Origin of the sequence: Microcoleus sp. PH2017_28_MFU_U_A, assembly GCF_020738035.1 — a bacterium.
Taxonomy (GTDB): Bacteria; Cyanobacteriota; Cyanobacteriia; order Cyanobacteriales; family Microcoleaceae; genus Microcoleus.
Window position 1 is genome coordinate 1 of record NZ_JAEQCX010000117.1, and the last position, 18,946, is coordinate 18,946.

Consider the following 18,946-nt stretch of genomic DNA (forward strand, 5'->3'; position numbering starts at 1 on the left):
AATGCGGTTGTCGGTGCTGGTGACCCAGTTGCAAAACTGCGACCACAGGTTGGCGCTTTCGCGCTGCTGTAAGGTTGCTGTCATGGTTTTATGATTGCTGTATTTGGTTTTCAATGTTCGTGACGGCTTTGTGTTCCGCCATGTAAATAAATATAAACCTTTTATTTCGGTTTGTAAAGGGGTGTAACAACAGCTTAACTGATGAGAGTCATCAGGAAAGCTGATGAAACGATAAAGAGGCGAAAAGATTGCGTCGCTTCGATCGCACTTAACCCTAACGGGGAACAGGAGCTACCCGAGGTGGAGCAACTGGAGAAGGTGGAGCAACTGGAGCGATCGCAGGTGCAGGTGCAGGGCTGCGAGGAGGTGGAGCACTGCTGAACTGTTGCAGTTGCTGGGGGGTGAGCGATCGCAAAATTCTCAGTCCCAAAGTATTTCGGGAGATGCCCAGGGCGTAGTTTGGCTCTAAATACGGGCGGAACTTTGATTTGTTGTTCAAATAGCTTTCCATGAACGCTAGGCTGAGTCCGTTGAGGTAGCGGCGGGCTAAGGCGGGTTCGGGCCCGATCGCCTGTGCTGGTGGCAAAAAGACGCTTTGAGGGGATTGGTCGATCGTGGAAAAGTGAGTCCCGTTGTTCATCAGCACCAGATATTTGTTCGGCGATGTCAGCCATGTGAAGGGTTGAATTTGTTCGAGCAAAGCGGGGGCGACGGTATCGGCGGTGCCTGCGATTACCATGACTGGGATTTGGATTTTGCTGAGGTTTGTTTCTCCTAAAATGCTGCTGACGATCGGGTTGATGGCGATCGCAGCTTTGACGCGCGGATCGCCGAAATTGTACTGGTTGCGATCGAGGCTGCGGGCGCGGCACTGCAACAGCAGCGAGAGGTTCCAAGTTTCATTTTCCAGCTTGCAGTCTTTGTCTAGCTGTGCAAAGTTAATCTCGGCTCCCGCTAATGTTAAAGCCGTATAGCCTCCGAAAGATTGGCCGATGACGCCGACTCGCTGCAAGTCTAGCTGTCCTCGGTAGGCCGGATTGGTTGTCGAAAGTTGGGTTAAATAATCGAGCAGGTCTTTGATGTCTAGGGGGCGGTTGACAAATTCTGCTGGTTCTGCTACTTCGCTGGCTCTGCCTGTTACTAGGTCTTGGATTTGTTGGGCGTTGCTGCCGGGGTGTTCGGGGACGGCGACGGCAAAGCCGTAGGAGGCTAGGTGTTTGGCTAAATACTCGTAGGAAATGCGATCGGAACCTAAACCGTGAGAAATTACTACGACTGGAGCCGGTTGCGGACTTTTGAGCGGCAGGTAAATGTCGATATCAAAGGTACGATCGCGATTTGGACTCGTCAGAGTTACCGATGATTTTTTCCAATTATAGGGGCCCTTTTCCTGGATCTGTAGCATTTCGGCAGGCGGTATCCCAGACTCCTCGGCTGCTTGTGTTTCCGACAACTTGGCGACTCCGGCGATCGTCCGATTGGAACGGTTGATCAGCGATGTCAGCTCGTTGGCGATACCCAAGCCGCGCGCAATGTCAATCCTGATGCCGTAAGTGGGGAATTTCCGCAGCACGTTGAGAATTGTCATGCCTTCTGGATCTGAGGCTGCTAAAATTAGGGCCGCTCGGATGGCATAAAATCCGGGCTGCCGAGCTTTGGTTTGAATTACTCGCCCCAAGCGTTCCAGCAGCAATTCTCCTTGAGGCGTGTAGAGGAATTGGGCGATCGTCACGTGGCTGATTTCTGCTTTCGCTTGCAGGCCGTTGCGAATCTCCGCTAGCTGTGATTTTTTGGCGTACTGAGCGAAGCCGTCCAAGTTTGAGTCTATTTTGCCTTCTTTGGCGAAGAGTGTCAGCGATTCGATCGGCACTGATACTTCTAGCGGCCCGTAAGTTATATAGATTCGTTCTGCTCCCAAGGCCGGTGCAGCAGTGCAAACAGCCGTGAATGCAAACAATCCTAGGTATTTTGGGGCGATCGACCGCCGAGCGCGAATTGCCGCAGTAGAGATACTCGGAAACAGACAGTTCATAACTTTAACACCTAGGACTCCTAATAATTAGTCGGTGAAACGATGTAAATTGTTTCACTAATATTTAATAACAAAAAATCGATCTTTTACTGGGGAAATTAGGTTATCGTGGGAAGTATATCCAAAAGAGCATTTTTCTGACCTAACAAGACTAGCTGAACTTTAAAATTCAACGCCGAGGGGTGATTGGATTTGAGAGTTGAGAGTTGAGATTTGAGATTTACTCGGCAGATGAATCTGGAAGCTGAAACTTGGGTCTAAAATTTGGGTAGCATCTAGGACTTAAGCCGACGCTTGTATCCGTCTTTGGGCGAGGGGTCAAACCTATTCTAATGCCCATTGATTATTGTTTCAGCTATCCCAGATATTTGCGATCGAGTTTGCAACTATAGCCTGAGTGAGAGAATTTATCATGTTCAATGCAACTGCCATCCTGATTGACGCTTTTGTGCAAGAGCTACAGGCCGGCTACCGCCGCACCTACGGCAAGTACAAGCCTGACTACCCTGAAATTATCGCCTGGGCGGGGACTATGGCTCTCGAAAACATCGCTAACTGCGATGCTCTTTACCACAATGTGGAACACACAATGCTCGTGGCCTTGGTGGGACAAGAGATTCTTCGCGGCAAGCATATTCGCGAAGGGGGTGTGTCGCCGGAAGATTGGCTACACTACCTGATCTCGCTGCTGTGCCACGATATCGGCTACGTGAAAGGTGTTTGCCGCCAAGACCAAGAATCTGTGGGACTCTATGCTACTGGTATTGATGGAGGCATGGTTTCTGTGGCGATCGGCGCCACTTCTGCTAGTCTAACTCCTTATCATGTCGATCGAGGAAAACTCGTAATAGACGAACGCTTCGGCGGCCACACATTAATTGATGCCGAACAAATCAAGCGCAATATTGAGTTGACACGCTTCCCAGTTCCTGCTAGCGAAACCCATCAAGACAGAAACAACTATTCTGGGCTCGCCAGGGCCGCCGATTTAATCGGTCAGTTGAGTGACCCAAATTACCTCCGCAAAATCAGCGCCCTATTCTACGAATTTGAGGAAGTCGGCACTAATAAAATCTTGGGCTACAAATCCCCGGGAGATTTGCGCCAAAATTACGCCAAGTTTTATTGGAACGGAGTTTTCCCATACATTCCAGCAGCTTTGAACTACTTGGAATTGACCCAGGGTGGCAAACAGATTATTGCCAACCTATACGCTAACGTGTTTCAAGTAGAACACGCTGAACCGCTTGCTTTCACCAAGCCGAACTCTCAAGATTCGCTCAAGTCCTGCGCCAACGGCAACTCGAAGGTTGAAAAAAATAGTGATAATCTTCAACCTTCCATGTCCGGTGGAGATAACAACAAGAAGTTTAGCGATTTTTCCGACCTGAATTTGTGAGAGTGTTTTCGCATAATTCATGATTTATCGACGCGAGTCATCATTAGAAAGTTTTAAGATTTTCTACTTGCTGGCTCCTTTTTGTTTGAGCTACAATAAATACTGTTTACTAGATTCGTAATACAAATTAGGTACGTTGTTGGGCTTTAGCCCTCTTTATAATATTCGGAAAGAGGGCTGAAGCCCAACAACGTACCTCATCTGCTTCCTTGCTCTTTTAAGACAATCTTAAGTAAAATGTATTGAGCTATAATAAGAGTAAGAAATCGTTGTCCCTTAGGGAAATTCAGGTCATGGCAACCAACAACATTGAAGTCGTTTTTAGCTTTGATACAACTGGCAGTATGTACCCTTGCTTGACGCAAGTTCGTCGGAAAATCAAAGAGACGGTAACAAGATTGCTTGATGAAATTCCTGGCATTCGCATTGGCATTATTGCTCACGGCGACTATTGCGATGCTGGCAGCACCTACGTGACTAAACACCTCGATTTGTCTGGCGATGTCGGCAAGATTTGCAATTTTGTGGAAAATGTCGAACCTACTGGCGGCGGCGATGCTCCAGAATGTTATGAATTAGTCTTGCACGAAGCTCAATCACTTTCCTGGACTCCCACTAATTCCAAAACATTCGTACTAATTGGCGACGATATCCCCCACGCACCCGCTCAAACTCCCCAAAAACTTAACTGGCGTCAAGAAGTAGATAAGTTAGCACAGATGGGAATTGCCGTTTACGGCATCCAAGCTCTCAACCGTCCCCATGCTACTTTATTCTACAAAGAACTAGCGGAAAAATCTGGCGGTTTTCACCTCAATCTCGACCAATTTTCCTACATCACAGATTTCTTTTTAGCAGTTTGTTACCAACAATCATCTGACGAACAACTACAAGCTTACGAACAAGAAGTTGTCAGTCAAGGTCGCATGAGTCGCGGCTTAAACAAGATGTTTGATACCATGATGAAGCGGGAAGGGACTGCTGTTTATGAGTCAGTAGAATTGCGCGCTGTCAAACCGGGGAGATTTCAGATTCTCGAAGTAGACAACGAGATTTCTATTAAAGCTTTTGTTCTGGAAAATGGTTTGGCTTTTAAAACCGGGCGCGGGTTTTATGAATTTACCAAAACAGAAACTATCCAAGGTAAGAAAGAAATTGTGCTGATGGAACGTTCGACAGGGGATTTATTTGAAGGAGAAGCGGCCCGAGAAATGTTGGGTTTGCCAATGGGGGAGACAGTTCGCATCAAGCCGAGCAATCTAGAAAAGTATGCGGTTTTTGTGCAAAGTACCTCGGCTAATCGCAAGCTGATGGGGGGAACTCGTTTCCTTTATGAAGTTGAAGATTGGGATCGTTAATCGATTTTAAATGTCCTAACTACAACCGCAGAGTAGGGTGCATCTCACTTTTGAAGCCTGAAGAAGCATGACCGCATATAAGTTATTAGTTATAATCCCATATTGACTACGGTCATGCTTCGCCCCTACAAACATATTTACCAAAAACAGATGCACCCCGCAGAGCAGCGCAGATAATGCTAAAATTTCTATGGTTTGTGTTTGTAGCCTTTCTCAAAAAGATGAGGTATGACTGACAGTTTAATATAACTACTAAACTAGGAGGGCTAAAGCCCAACTACGTACCCGATCTTTTTGAGAACCGCTATATTCTAGTATCTGCGGTTAGACAATATACACTTTTAAATTAATATGCAACCAGAAATTCAGCAGCGAGTTAAACAATTGAGGCAGCAGCTACAGGAAGCTAGCTATGCTTATTATGTTCTTGATGCGCCGATGATGGCAGATGAGGTGTACGATCGCCTTTACCGAGAGTTGCAAGAGTTAGAATCAGATTATCCTGAGTTGATTGCTGCGGAAAGTCCGACTCAGCGCGTGGGAGAAAAGCCGGCTACTCAATTTTTTAGCGTCAAGCACAATATTCCTCTCTACAGTTTGGAAAATGCTTTTAATTTTGAGGAATTGACCAAATGGCAGGAACGCTGGCAGCGAATTGCACCCCCCCTAACCCCCCCTTATCAAGGGGGGGGACAAGATATGATTTTACCTTCCGAGGATGGCATTTCACCGCCCCTAACCCACCCTTATCAAGGGGGAAATGCACCCCCCCTAACCCCCCCTTATCAAGGGGGGGGACAAGATGGAATTGCACATCTACCTAGCAATGACGAAAACAGGGAAATTACTCCCCCCCTTAGCAAGGGGGGGCTGGGGGGGGGTTCCTACCAGGAAATTACTCCCCCCCTTAGCAAGGGGGGGTTGGGGGGGGTTTCCTATGTTTGTGAGTTAAAAATTGATGGTTCTGCTTTAGCGTTAACCTATGAAAATGGGGTTTTAGTTCGGGGTGCAACGCGGGGAGATGGGATTGCGGGAGAGGATATTACTCAAAATGTTAAGACTATTCGCTCGATTCCTCTCAAACTTAATTTAGATAATCCGCCGCCTGTGGTGGAAGTGCGGGGAGAGGCTTTTTTGTCTTTGGCTGTGTTTGAGGATATTAATCGGGAACGGGAAAAAGCGGGGGAACAATTGTTTGCTAATCCTCGCAATGCTGCGGCGGGTACGCTGCGACAGTTGGATTCTAAGATTGTAGATAAGCGACGGTTGGATTTTTTTGCTTATACTCTACATTTAGATGAGGGTAATGAGGAAAAGACGCAAGGGGAATCTTTGGAATTGTTGCGAAGGATGGGGTTTAAGGTGAATCCCAATCGGAAAATTTGCTCTTCGTTGGATGAGGTGCGGGAGTATTACGAATATTGGGATACTGAACGGCGAAATTTACCTTACATGACTGATGGGGTTGTTGTTAAGATTAATTCGGTTTGGCTGCAAAAACAATTGGGTTTTACTCAGAGGTTTCCGCGTTGGGCGATCGCACTTAAGTATCCGGCTGCCGAAGTCCCTACAATTGTAGAAGCAATAACTGTACAAGTCGGGAGAACCGGCGCGCTGACTCCCGTAGCGGAACTCAAACCGGTGCAGTTGGCTGGAACGACGGTTTCGCGGGCTTCTCTCCACAATAGCGATCGACTTTCCGATCTCAATCTCCATATCGGCGATACTGTAATTGTCAGAAAAGCTGGGGAAATTATACCAGAAGTTGTCCGAGTTTTAGCAGAACTTCGTCCCCCAAATGCTCAACTTTTTCAAATGCCTAGCTGCTGTCCCGAATGCACGCAGCCTGTGGTTCGCGAAAAGGGGGAGGCCGTGACTCGCTGCATCAACACGTCTTGTCCGGCGATTTTGAGGGGTTCCCTGATTCATTTTTGCAGCCGGGATGCTCTGGATATTAACGGTGTTGGGGAAAAGTTGGTGCAGCAGATGGTGGATAGCAATCTGGTGCAGTCGGCGGCGGATTTGTTTGATTTGACTGCTGACAGGTTGATGGGTTTGGAACGCATGGGTAAAAAGTTAGCAGAAAAGTTGGTAAGTGCGATCGCCCGATCGAAAAATCAACCTTATGCGCGGGTACTTTACGGCCTGGGCATCCGCCATGTCGGTAGTGTCAACGCTCAATTGCTGACAGAAAGGTTTGCCAATGTGGAAGAGTTAGCAGCGGTATCGGCGGCAGGAATTGAGGGAGTTTACGGCATCGGCCCGGAAATTGCACAAGCTGTTTATCAGTGGTTTCGAGTTCCGGCAAATCAAAGTTTAATTGCACGGTTGCAAACTGCGGGATTGCAATTGCATTCAGAAATGAAAACTCAGAACTCGGCAGCTCAAAATTTACAATTTGCAGGTAAAACATTTGTACTTACCGGAACTTTGCCGACTCTGAAACGAGATGAAGCTAAGGATTTGATTGTCAAAGCTGGAGGAAAAGTCACAGGTTCTGTCAGTGCTAAAACCGATTATGTGGTTGTAGGTGAAGATGCTGGCTCTAAGTTGGAAAAGGCTCAATCTTTGGGAGTTAAGCTACTGTCGGAGGCTGAGTTATTGGAACTTTTGGCAACTTGAAAATTGATAATTGTTCGTAAGGTGTAGCCATCAGCAATGTTTGTAGTCAGGAATGAAGTCCTCTAAATTCATGAGGACTAAAGTCCTCACTACGAACCTGTTTTGTGTTTGATATTCGGACTTCATTCCTCTGATTTTGATAAGGACTGAAGTCCTCACTACGAACCTGTTTTGCGGCAGGCGCAAAATAGCCGATCGCAAATTGTGCAATACCTCAAAAGGCATAGAAATTGCGTTAGCGAAGCTTGCAAAAGAGGATCGCACTTCGTCAATATACATACTTCTCTCGCCTGGGCGCCCGAATCGGTTGTCGGCACAGGCTAGTTTTGCTAAAATTTGATATAGTTGGGATTTGCGATCGCGCGTAACTGCCAACCGAACAAAGTTCCAGCAATCAGAGGAGATACGTGATGTCGGAAACCCCAGAACAAACACAAACAAATTTGTCGGCTCCAGAAACAAGTTCCGAAAGCTCTATTTCTTGGACTGAAAACGTAAAAAGTAGCGTGGGAAACATCCTGAGCAGTTGGAAGGTGAAAGCAGGATTGGGAGTGGCTGTACTATTGGGAGTCTTAGTGTTGTCGTTTTTCTGGCAGCACATGATTGCAGTTGTAGGTATGAACAGTTGGGCGGCTCGATCGGGCGCTAGGGCGATCGAATGTATGGTAAGAGATACTAATAACGACGAGTATGTCAGTTGCAGCGCCCTCCTCGACCAGCAAATTGTCCCTCTCGAATGCAGTTCTAGTTTGTTAAACATCGGTTGTCGCGTCAATTACGGAACTGCGGCACCAAATCCGAGACAGCTTGGGCCCAGAGCTTCTGCTGATTTTAGATAATTTTTGACTAGCTTTGCCATCCTAAAAATATGATGCCGATGCCAAGCATAAATGAGGGAGGATCTCATTTTTTCAAAAAGCATTTTTTATTGTAGTGCGAGCGTCCCCGCTCGCGAGTCTTGCATCGCTCGCGAGCGGGGACGCTCGCACTATTAAATGCAAAACTGAGATACTTCCAATAAATGGTGCGTCAGAATGAGATGAGGGGTGATAATTAAAAATTACCTTTCCTGACGCACCCTACCCTTGAATTGTTCTTTCTTCCTTCTTCCTTTGCTAGTTTGAGAGAACTTTTGATTAGCTTTGCCGAAAATATGATGCCGATGCCAAGCATAAATGGTGCGTCAGAATTAGATTAGGGGTAATGATTTAAAATTACCTTTCCTGACGCACCCTACCCTTGAATTCTTCCTTCTGTCAACTGTCAACTGTCAACTGTCAACTGTCAACTGTCAACTCTTCTTACCAAGGATTTCCGATGAGGGTGAAACTGCTCCAGTAGTAAGGATGAGAAAAATCTTGGGTTTGTTGTTGTATGTTATTCGGTAAATTTAAGTTGCCCGCTGTTGTCACTAATTGCCGATTTTCAATCCGAACTTGACGAGCAATCATCGCCTGTTGAGTAAGTTGCAGAGTTTCTGCCTTAGTTTTGCCTCCTCGAAGCTGGTGGTAAAATTCGCTCATTAGTCCCAAAGTGCCTCCGTCATCAACATACCACAAACTCCCTAAGGCAGATTTGGCGCCGGATTTGACTGCTAAACCTCCAAAACCTAACTCTGCTTCCCGATCGCCCAAAGCAGTTCTACAAGCACTCAACACTAACAAGTCTACCTGCGGATTGCGCCAATTTAAACTCTCCATGTCATTGAGCTGCAATTTGTAATTCCAGAGTTGAATGTAAGAATTGCTCGGTTGTCCCGAGGTGAAGTTAGCATGGGTTGCTAGGTGAACAATCCGAAATCCTTTGTTGGCGTGTTGCGAGTTGAGATTGTCTATAGTGAAACTCGAATTGAGGAAAGATTGCCCGCGCCACTGGGCAGAAATCGCTTCTAATTCGATCGGCACACTGGGCAAAGGCTTGTTATCGACAAATTCTGACCGTCCCATTGCTAGCACTGTGGCGTCTCTAACTGTCTTATATTCGCGATTAGTCAAGCTAAAACTCGGAATTAGGCTGAAACTGTATTTTTGAATCAAGAAGCCTTTACCGTCGTGCAAAGCGGCAAAGGGCACACTCCGCAATCCGGGATCGACTGACAGCAACAAGGTGTCAATTCCTAAGTTTTGCAAGTCTTTTTCTAGAGGTGCGATCGCCCATTGATACAGTTGCTGGGCGGAGGGAAGATAACTGCTAGTACCGATTTTTGCGGGATTGATGATTTGTTCGCGGAATTCCTTAACTATGGGATCGAGAGCTTTTCTATTGGCTTCGGGGACGCTGTAGTGAATCGGCCGCCCTACGGGAGGAACTAAAATTAGTTCCAGTCGATCGACTCGCGAGATTATATAGATGATTCCAGACCGCTTGTGAGTTTCCTGTTCGATATTTCTTAATGTTTGTTGGAATTGCGCCATCATCACTTTTTGGTTGGGAAGGTTGGCTTTGACGCCTAGGTATTCTCCAAATTCTTGATTCCTGATTTGTTCGATTCCCCAGACTGTTTTTTCTATGTCGTTACCTTCAAAAAGTCGATCGGGAGGCGGAACATATCCCAGCACTAAATTAGGAGTAGGGTTGACTGCTGGCGGTGTTTCGCGGCGGGGCACTACTGGCGATTGGCTGGGGGGTAACTTACTGGTGATACTTGAATCCAGTGTTAAAATTTGACCCGCAGCAGGGCCGGGAGTGTCTAACGGTGGAATTCGACGGCGACTTGGAACGTCTTCTGGATCGGAGGTTGAGGCGATAGGTGCGGGCGTGGCGGATGCTGCTGGTGTGGCGATAGGCGCGATCGGAGTTGGAATTGCTATGGGAGTCGGAATTGCTATGGGAGTCGGAATTGCTATGGGAGTCGGAATTGCTATGGGAGTTGGAATTGCTATGGGAGTCGGAATTGCGATCGGAGTGGGAATTGCGATCGGAGTCGGAACCACAATCGGAGTCGGAATTGCGATCGGAGTCGGAACCACAATCGGAGTGGGAGTTGGACTCGGAGTTTGAATTGCGATCGGAGTGGGAGTTGGACTCGGAGTTTGAATTGCGATCGGAGTGGGAGTTGGACTCGGAGTTTTGAATTGCGATCGGAGTGGGAGTTGGACTCGGAGTTTGAATTGCGATCGGAGTGGGAGTTGGACTCGGAGTTTGAACCACAACCGGAGTGGGAGTTGGATTTGGAGTTGGAGTTGCGATCGGAGTGGGAGTTGGATTTGGAGTTGGAATCGGAGTTGGAGTTGGAGTTGGATCGATCCCATCATCAGTAGGAAATACAATACTAGGCACACCACTAGCTGTACGAGGAAACGACTGCGATGTAATGCTAGATGGCCCAGTTGTAATTGCAGCCGCCGTACCATTTATAGTTGCATTTCCCACGACAAACGGTTGAATCACTCCCCCTCCATCTCCTCCAGTGTGGGCAATTGAAATATTTCCTCCATCGGTGCCACCAGCAGTGGAAATACTAGCAAATCCTGTCGGCGAAAAAGTTGTTGGGAAAGAGCCTGTAGCTCGGAAAAAATTTCCCGCGACGGCTGTAACATTGCCGCCCTTGCCGTTAGTACCGCCTTGGGCATTGATGAAACCGACTTGAATATCGCCGATCGGATCTAGGAACACATTGCCACCATTTCCGGCTGTACCGCTGGAGTTAATTTGTCCTGCTGTAATTGAAGTTATCGCCTTAACAGTGATGTTCCCGCCCGTACTTCCCGATGTATTCAAATTACCTGCTGTGAAAACGTTACCGCTTTTGAAGAAAATTTCTCCACCATTAGTAGTAACGTTTTTAACGCTGATATCGCCAGTGGCAGTAATATTAACGTTGATATTCTCGCTCGTACTTCCCGATGTATTCAAATTACCTGCTGTGAAAACGTTACCGCTTTTGAAGAAAATTTCTCCACCATTAGTAGTAATATTTTTAACCGTGATATCGCCGTTGGAAGTAATATTAACTTTGCCTGCGGTTACATCTCCCAATAAGTTGAATGTTTTCGTGTTTTGTGCTGTCACTTGTGCTGCATTAATTGTCGAATTGGCTGTGACATCGCCAGCATTTTTAATCAGAATATTTCCTAATTTGCTGCTGGCGCCCACCGATCCATTGAAAGTGATGCTGCCACTACCAGAGTCCAGAGTTAGGTTCCGGGCCGCATCTATACTGTCGATCGCACTTCCAAACGCAATATTCCCCCCAGCCGTGCTCAATACAGCATCATTCGTCAGCCCGATCGCACCATCAATATTGATATTGCCGTTATTCGTGGTAACATTGCCACCCAACTTAGTATTTAAGGCAGTCACATTCAAACCTGTCAGTGGCGTTGTTTTTCCGATATCTCCTTGCAGCAGCACATTACCTTTAGTAGCATTGATGTTCAAGCGCCGAGATCCATCGATCGCACCTGCGACACTAACATTACCTGTGTCACTACTGAGAATGACATCACTGCCGAGTTGGACTTTGCCGTTAAGAGTAAGACTGCTGTTGTCTTTGCCGGTAATATTGGCGTTAAGTGCGATCGTACCAGTTCCCGTTTGAATCGTGACTGGATCGGAAAAAGTGCGATCGCTAGGAATAGTAATATTGCCACTGCCATCCGATCGCCCGATCGCGATCGAGCTAAATCCCTTTTGAATCAACTTAATTTCCGATGGAGTCAAATCTAAAGCGGGAGTAGTGTTATCAGTTCCTCCAACCACAATATTTTGTCCTGCTGTTGCCGGTTGCAGTGTGAGCGCACCAGTACCAGAAACTGGCCCAGCAAAATTAATTTCACCTGCTTTTAAAGTCAGCGGGTTACTTCCTGCCGACAAACTCGAATCGAAAGCAATAGTTGCATTTCCTAGTGTAAAAGTTACAGCAGCATTTAATGTCACTGCATCTCCGTAAGTTTGATTGCCGGTTGTCGTGACATTTCCCTTTACCTGAGTTGTCCCGCCTGCATCTGTAGTCAAACTCGCTGCATTGATCGTTTGATTAAATGCGGTTGTTCCTGTAGAGTTAGTTGTTAAATTGCCGAGATCCTTTGGACTTCCAACTGCACCGTTGAATGTAATATTACCACTACCCGCATTGACTTTCAAATCCCCGCTACCGTCAACTGTATTGTTGAAAGTAACGTCGCTACCTGCTTTGAGAATCGGATTGTTGGCGATTGTAACTGCATCTGTGTAGGTTTGAGAGCCGGTTGTCGTCACATCTCCCTTCAGTTGAGTTGTGCCGCCACCACCAGCAGTCAAACTTGCGGCATTGACTGTTTTATTAAATGCAGTTGTTCCTTGAGATAGAGTTGTTAAATTGCCGATCGCACTTTTATCCCCAACTGCATCCTTAAATGTAACATCACCAGTAGTCCCATCCACAGTCAAATCGCTGATGTTATTAGACTTAACAGTATTATTGAAAGTAATGCCTGTGCCTGAGAGAGTGAGATTCTTGGCAGTCGTGACAGCATCTCCATAGGTTTGAGGGCCGGTGGTAGTGACATCGCCATTGAGTGTAGTTGTGCCACCACCATCTGTAATCAAACTTGCGGCATTGACTGTTTTATTAAATGCAGTTATTCCTTGAGAGTTAACTTTAAGATTGCCGATCGCACTTAGATTTCCAACTGCACTACTGAACGTAACATCACCAGTACCCCCATCCACAGTAAAATCGCTGCCACTGTTACTAAGGTTAACAATATTCTTGAAAGTAATACCGTTACCTGCTGTGAGAGTTGGATTTATTTTGGTGATTGTAACTGTATTTTGATAGGTTTGACTGCCGGTGGTTGTCACATTACCATTGAGTATAGTTGTACCGCCAGTATCTGTAGTCAAACTTGCAGCATTGACTGTTTCATTGAATAGAATTGTTCCTTGAGAGTTAACTTTAAGATTGCCGATCGCACTTTTATCCCCAACTGCACCGGTGAATATAATATTTCCCGTACCTGCCGTTAAACTTAGGTCTTTGGTTCCTGTCAGTGCGCCCTTGACGGTGTTGTTGAACAGAATATTTGCACCTGCACCTGTGTTGACAGAAGCATTATCTTGGACGAGTACAGGACTTTGGAAAGTGATATCTTGCTTGATGGTGCTAACGCCTGCGTTGAGTGTTGTCTTGCCGTCAAAAACGATCGAGGCATTATCTTTTCCGGTGAGTGGTTGATTGATAACGATCGCACCGCCGGGAGATTTAACAGTCACCGGATCTTGGAAACTGTGAGGTCTGTCAAAGGTAATTGTACCAGTGCCGTCTGTTCTGCCGATCGCGATCGACTTAAATCCATCTTGCAGGGCATCTTGAAACTGCTGTCCCACATAAATAGTATTCGGATCGACAGGATTAGCTAATCCATTTATGAACTGAATATTACCGCTTGCATCAAACGGTTGCAGAGAAAAAGTACCCGTACCTTGAACAGAATTAGCAGCCCCACCAAAGTTAGCTTCTTTCCCAATTAACGAAATATTTCCCGTGCCGGAATTTATTTGAGCCACATTAACATTCTTAGAAGCTTTCAGAGTGATATCTCCCCCCGAAGCACTCGTGTTAACTGATCCTGATGTTGTAATATTGCCCTTATTGCTCGTAAGCGCGATCGCCCCTCCGGGATTCTTAGTAGTAATATTGGCCGTGGCAATATCGCCAGTTGTTTTGATACTTATAGCGCCAGTGCTGGTAATATTGGCTTCTGGATTTACCCCAAGTGCAGCCAAGGGATTAGTGTCACCGACAGGCCCGTTAAAATTGACAGTACCAGTTCCAGCAGTAATATTTAATTTATTGTTGCCGTCAACAGTGCCGCCAAAGGTAATATTCCCACCGCTGAGGTTTTTAGTGTTGAGAGTGACATCATTACCGAGGGAAACTTTGCCGACAAACGAGATACTCTTGTCTTGAGTAGTAATTGGGCCATTGACTGCGATCGCGCCTCCGCTTGGAGATTGCAAAGTTGTCGAGTAAGGGAAAGTAACACCAGCGGGGTTAATGGCGATCGTCCCCTTCCCGTCAGCCCGTCCGATTACCATTTCATTAAACCCCTTGAACCGTGCAAGTTCAGCATTCCTGAGCTGCAAAACATTAGGATCATCGAGATCGGTGCCGCCAACAGTAATACCTAAACTCGGCGTCAGAGGTTGCAACCGAATTGTACCAGCACCCTTGACTTCAGATGGGGCTAACAGTTGAATTCGATCGCCTGTCAAAGTAACATTTCCGCCGGTGCCTTTGGATTCCACCAACCCTAAAATTGCAATGCCGATGTTGTCCTTCCCGCTTCCCTTACCTGTTCCAGTAAACGTGATATCCCCACTTTTGGTCGATCCAACTTGAGCCGGAGCATCAATATTTATCCCTTGATTATTATTCCCCTTCCCATCACCGCCAACACCGTTTAGAGTCACTTTCCCGGTGCCTGTGGATTCCACCAACCCTTGAATCAGAATGCCGGTGTTGTTATCCCCGCTTCCCTTGCCTGTTCCAGTAAACGTGATATCCCCAGTGTTCGTCGATCGAACTTGAGCAGGAAAAGAAATCAATATCCCTTCATTATTGTTATTCCCATTCCCATCACTGGCAACACCGTTTAGAGTCACTTTCCCAATGCCTGTGGATTCCACCAACCCTAAAATCGCAATGCCCGTGTTGTTATCCCCGCTCCCCGAACCTGTTCCAGTCAGGGTAATATCTCCATCCTTCGATAGAACCTTCGATCGAACTGGTAAGCCATTGTTAGCAATAAATATCCCTCCAGTGCTACCTATCCCATTACCACCCGTACCCGTCAGGTTGACTTTTCCCGTCCCCGTTGATTCCACCAAGTCGTTATTCACTAACCGGATGCCGTATTTAGCAGATCCGCTGCCAATACCAGTGAAAGTAATATCACCATCGACTGAAGTTATCGTAGAGCTACGCAAAACTATCCCGTCACTATTGAGACTACTACCGCTAGTCCCATTGAGGGTAATTTTTCCTGTTCCAGTTGTTGTTAACGTGCCAGTAAATATCTCAAGACCAGTGTTGTTTGCTGTGTTTCCTGCACTACCATTGAGGTCAATGTTTCCACCATTAGCATTGATTTTTCCACCAACATTAATTCCTGGTGTAGTGGCAACATTCGCGCGACCAATACCTGTAAAATTCCCACCATTTGTATTGATCGTCACATTGCCAATGGTGAGACTACCACCATTGAGATTGTCGGCATCAGCATTCAGAGTAACGTTACCTGCTTTAGTTGTAATATTAGCCTTGACATCAATGTTGTTATTAGCTAAAGCCGTCAATCCAACTCCCGGAGTAGCTATATTGACCGGAGCATTAAAAGTAATATCATTGGTAGCTTGCAAAATCACATTAGTCGCAGCACTATTAATTAGAGCAGCATCAATCGTATTTCCCCCAATGTCAGGATCGGCAAATTGATCTACCTGAGTTAGTGCAGTAAAAGTTCCCGCGCCATTTTGAATCGTAATATTTGTGGGATCGAGCAACAATAATCCAGGATTACCGTTAGCAGCCAGAGTATTAACATTGCCTCGGAAGTCTAAAAATTGTTTTCCCGACACCTCCACAAACCCGCCATTCCCCGACAACAAGCCACCTCGGGCAGTAATATTGCCATTAAACCGAGTAGTTTCATCAGCCCAAACGATCGCTCGCCCGCCATTCCCGTTGCTAATCGCATCCACATTAATCGTCGAATCTGCACTCACAAATGTCCGCAAAGCATTCGGTACAGTCCCCAAACCCTGAAAATCTCCCCCAATCAGTACATTCCCACCGCCGTTAATACCCGAAGCATCGATGTTAGCCGCGATCGCACCTACACGATCGCCCAATATGCTAACATTACCCCCAGTATTACCCGAGACGTTGATACTGCCGCTGGCGATCGCAGTTCCAGGCACAACAGGCACAGCCACATTCCCCGCCAGCACCACATCCCCATTGGCATTTACCGTCAAATTCGTTGCTTGTTCCTGGCTTTTTCCAGTCAGCAACTGCGGCAAAGATAGCACTGGCTGCGCGAAATTATTCGGCAAGGAACTTTGGCTAGCTGTCGGCTGAATTTCCAGACTCAGCAAATTTCCGGTTTGAGCGATCCGTACCAAATTTTGACCGGGTACGGCCATCACGGTAATATTGCCAGACGGCGCAGTTAACTGACCGGTATTGACTACCGTACCACCGATTAAACTTAAACTTTGACCGGGCGCCACCGTCAAATTCCCTGCATTTACAATGCTTCCTGCTTGCGGACTGGTAAATGCGAAACTGTTCGGATTCCCGATTAAGCTTGCCCAGTTGTTATTGCCGATCGCACTAAACCACTGATTGTTCCCAAAACCGATACCTGTGGCCGCCGTGGCGTTAAAAGAACCAGGTACGTTGAGCAGGGCATTCTGCCCAAAAATTATCCCCGACGGATTCATCAAAAACAGGTTAGAATTGCCACCTGTCACTTGAATTAAGCCGTTGATTAGAGAAGGATTTCCCCCGTTAATTCTTCCTAAAATATTTTGAATGTTGGGATTGGTTAAAAAGTTTGCCGTTTGACCGGAACTGAGACCAAACTGAGTAAAACTGTGAAACAGGTTAGCTTTATCTCCGCCCAATGACCCCCCGGTAATGTCGTAGCGATCGCCATTGGGTGTCACGACTGTGTTCGTGCCGTCTGCTGCTGGGGTGATGGGTTGCGCGGAAGCGGAACCAGCCGCTGCATTGAGCCAGCCAACTATGAATAACCATCCGAGCAAATGTAGTTTGTTGGCTGCCATTGTGTTTAAAGATTTGTGCTAAAAGTGCGATGTATTTATCTATCCTTAGTCTTACTCCTCAAAGTTCCTCATTTGAAATACTCACCGTGCTGAAGCAACGGTGATTCTTGACGCTTCATCGGGGAAAAGCTACCGAAGTAGTCTGACAGTCCCTCTGCGCCCGTTTAGAGTCGTGGCGATTCCCCATCCCGACTTTCTCAATATTCTTAGCGGCGTTTTCATCTCTATCTTGCTCAGTACCGCAATTCAAACAAAGCACTGAGCGAATAGACAAATCGATTTGCCCCCACTTAAAACCGCAGTCTGAACAAACCTGACTGGTAGGTTCCCATCGACTGATGACCTTGAACTCTCTGCCAAACTTCTCTGATTTAGCCTCGCACAAAGTTCGGAATTCATACCATCCTTGTTGGCTAATTGCTCTTGAGAGTTTGCGATTCTTTACCATGCCAGACACATTTAAATCTTCCAAAACAATCACTTGGTTTTCGTTGATTACTTTGGTTGAAAACTTGTGTAAGAAATCTTTGCGAGTATCGGCAATTTTATTGTGCAGCTTGGCGATTCTAATGCGAGTTACATTCCTTCTCTTGGAATCTTTGGGCTGACGGGCTAACTTGCGTTGCAATTTGCGAACTTTGCGGTCTAGTTTTTTATAGCTAGGGCTTTCGGCTTTCTCGCCGTTGCTCATCACCGCAAAGGTTTTGATTCCTAAATCGATTCCGATGCTGGGGTTTTTAGCCTCAGATGAAATGGGTTGAATTTCTATTACAAAGCTCAGCAAATAACGATTTGCACAATCCTTGATTACCGTGACGGAACTAGGTTCAGATGGTAACGCCCTCGACCAAATCGGATTGACAATTCCAATCTTGGCTAGATAAACTCCATCACCTTTGATTGAAAATCCTCCAACTCTAAAACGCGCCGATTGACTGCTGGTTCTTTTTTTGAACTTAGGATATCCGACTTTACGACCTTTTCTCTTTCCCTTGCAGGAGTTGAAAAAGTTCTTAAAAGCAATATCCAGGTCGGCAACTGATTGTTGCAGCGGGACGCACGACACGTCTCCCAGCCAAGCCCTTTCTTCAGTATTTTTAGCCCCAGTTATGACGATTTTTTGCAAATCTGCCGAACTTGGTTTTTTGTCTGACTGTTTGCAAAGTGCGAGCGCATCGTTCCAGACTACCCGGACGCAGCCAAACAACCGAGCTAGGCTCTGCTGTTGTTGGTCGGTTGGGTAAAATCTGTAACGAAATCTTGCTTTCACGGGTTGTGTTAAAATTGGTCTATTATTTGATTATATATTGGTCTACAGGCAATGACAACTATTTACTTACCGCCGAGAACGGCATTCTGTTACAGAAATTAAAATGCACTTGGTCTGCGTGACAAAGTACCGTCGGCCTGTATTTACGGGCGAAAGTCTTGATTTGATTGAAAAAACGTTTCGAGAGGTTGCTGAAAAAATGAATTTTCAGGTTCTGGAGTTTAATGGTGAAGGTAATCACATTCATGCGCTGATTGAGTATCCGCCTAAACTTTCTATCTCTCAAATAGTGAATGCTTTGAAAGGAGTTTCTAGCCGTCGCTACGGACAGGCTGGATACAAAAAACCTCACAAAGAAGCTTTATGGAGTCCTAGCTATTTTGCGGTTTCTGTAGGGGGCGCGCCTCTAGAAGTCTTAAAGGAATATATTAGAAATCAAGAAAAGCCGTCCTAGAAGGACGGGGCTTGTATCCCAATTTTTTGGTCAGTTA

8 protein-coding genes and 1 pseudogene are annotated in these 18,946 nt (G+C 46.3%); 5 read left to right on the forward strand and 4 right to left on the reverse strand.

Translation table 11 applies throughout. From position 1 onward, the window contains the following. Window positions 1–274: 274 nt before the first annotated feature. Complete coding sequence (locus tag JGK14_RS26935) at window positions 275–2,032, reverse strand: alpha/beta hydrolase (RefSeq protein ID WP_293216180.1); 1,758 nt, start codon at window positions 2,030–2,032, stop codon at window positions 275–277. A gap of 412 nt (window positions 2,033–2,444) precedes the next feature. Between JGK14_RS26935 and JGK14_RS26940 the strand changes: the two genes are divergently transcribed. The 4 genes from JGK14_RS26940 to JGK14_RS26955 all read left to right on the forward strand — a co-directional run bounded on the left by JGK14_RS26940 (window position 2,445) and on the right by JGK14_RS26955 (window position 8,250). After that, a complete protein-coding gene (locus JGK14_RS26940) occupies window positions 2,445–3,431 on the forward strand; it encodes an Npun_R2479 family HD domain-containing metalloprotein (RefSeq protein WP_293204729.1) in 987 nt (328 codons plus the stop codon). Window positions 3,432–3,724: 293 nt separating this feature from the next. Next, entirely contained in the window at window positions 3,725–4,789 is a 1,065-nt protein-coding gene (locus tag JGK14_RS26945) for a vWA domain-containing protein (RefSeq protein WP_293183051.1), read from the forward strand. Window positions 4,790–5,140: 351 nt separating this feature from the next. Next, window positions 5,141–7,411, forward strand: a complete 2,271-nt coding sequence (gene ligA, locus JGK14_RS26950; RefSeq protein ID WP_325315695.1) for an NAD-dependent DNA ligase LigA — start codon at window positions 5,141–5,143, stop codon at window positions 7,409–7,411. 410 nt (window positions 7,412–7,821) lie between these two features. Continuing rightward, window positions 7,822–8,250, forward strand: coding sequence for a hypothetical protein (locus tag JGK14_RS26955; RefSeq protein WP_293190627.1), 429 nt, complete (start codon window positions 7,822–7,824; stop codon window positions 8,248–8,250). A gap of 462 nt (window positions 8,251–8,712) precedes the next feature. On the opposite strand, the gene JGK14_RS26960 is transcribed toward JGK14_RS26955, so the two are convergent. The 3 genes from JGK14_RS26960 to JGK14_RS26970 all read right to left on the reverse strand — a co-directional run bounded on the left by JGK14_RS26960 (window position 8,713) and on the right by JGK14_RS26970 (window position 18,455). Then, window positions 8,713–9,828, reverse strand: coding sequence for a CHAT domain-containing protein (locus tag JGK14_RS26960; protein WP_325315698.1), 1,116 nt, complete (start codon window positions 9,826–9,828; stop codon window positions 8,713–8,715). Window positions 9,829–10,042: 214 nt separating this feature from the next. Then, a complete protein-coding gene (locus JGK14_RS26965; RefSeq protein WP_325315696.1) occupies window positions 10,043–17,185 on the reverse strand; it encodes a two-partner secretion domain-containing protein in 7,143 nt (2,380 codons plus the stop codon). A 115-nt stretch (window positions 17,186–17,300) separates the two neighbouring features. After that, a complete protein-coding gene (locus JGK14_RS26970) occupies window positions 17,301–18,455 on the reverse strand; it encodes an RNA-guided endonuclease InsQ/TnpB family protein (protein WP_293183043.1) in 1,155 nt (384 codons plus the stop codon). A 70-nt stretch (window positions 18,456–18,525) separates the two neighbouring features. Here JGK14_RS26970 and tnpA point away from each other — a divergent pair. Then, a pseudogene (gene tnpA / locus JGK14_RS26975) lies at window positions 18,526–18,909 on the forward strand (IS200/IS605 family transposase); the annotation flags it as partial. Window positions 18,910–18,946: the final 37 nt, after the last annotated feature.

Excerpts from the sequence above, each read along its gene's own strand:
- JGK14_RS26940 (WP_293204729.1), top strand. The coding sequence starts at position 2,445 with ATGTTCAATGCAACTGCCATCCTGATTGACGCTTTTGTGCAAGAGCTA.
- JGK14_RS26960 (WP_325315698.1), bottom strand. The coding sequence starts at position 9,828 with ATGATGGCGCAATTCCAACAAACATTAAGAAATATCGAACAGGAAACT.
- ligA (WP_325315695.1), top strand. The coding sequence starts at position 5,141 with ATGCAACCAGAAATTCAGCAGCGAGTTAAACAATTGAGGCAGCAGCTA.
- JGK14_RS26945 (WP_293183051.1), top strand. The coding sequence starts at position 3,725 with ATGGCAACCAACAACATTGAAGTCGTTTTTAGCTTTGATACAACTGGC.
- JGK14_RS26935 (WP_293216180.1), bottom strand. The coding sequence starts at position 2,032 with ATGAACTGTCTGTTTCCGAGTATCTCTACTGCGGCAATTCGCGCTCGG.
- JGK14_RS26965 (WP_325315696.1), bottom strand. The coding sequence starts at position 17,185 with ATGGCAGCCAACAAACTACATTTGCTCGGATGGTTATTCATAGTTGGC.
- JGK14_RS26955 (WP_293190627.1), top strand. The coding sequence starts at position 7,822 with ATGTCGGAAACCCCAGAACAAACACAAACAAATTTGTCGGCTCCAGAA.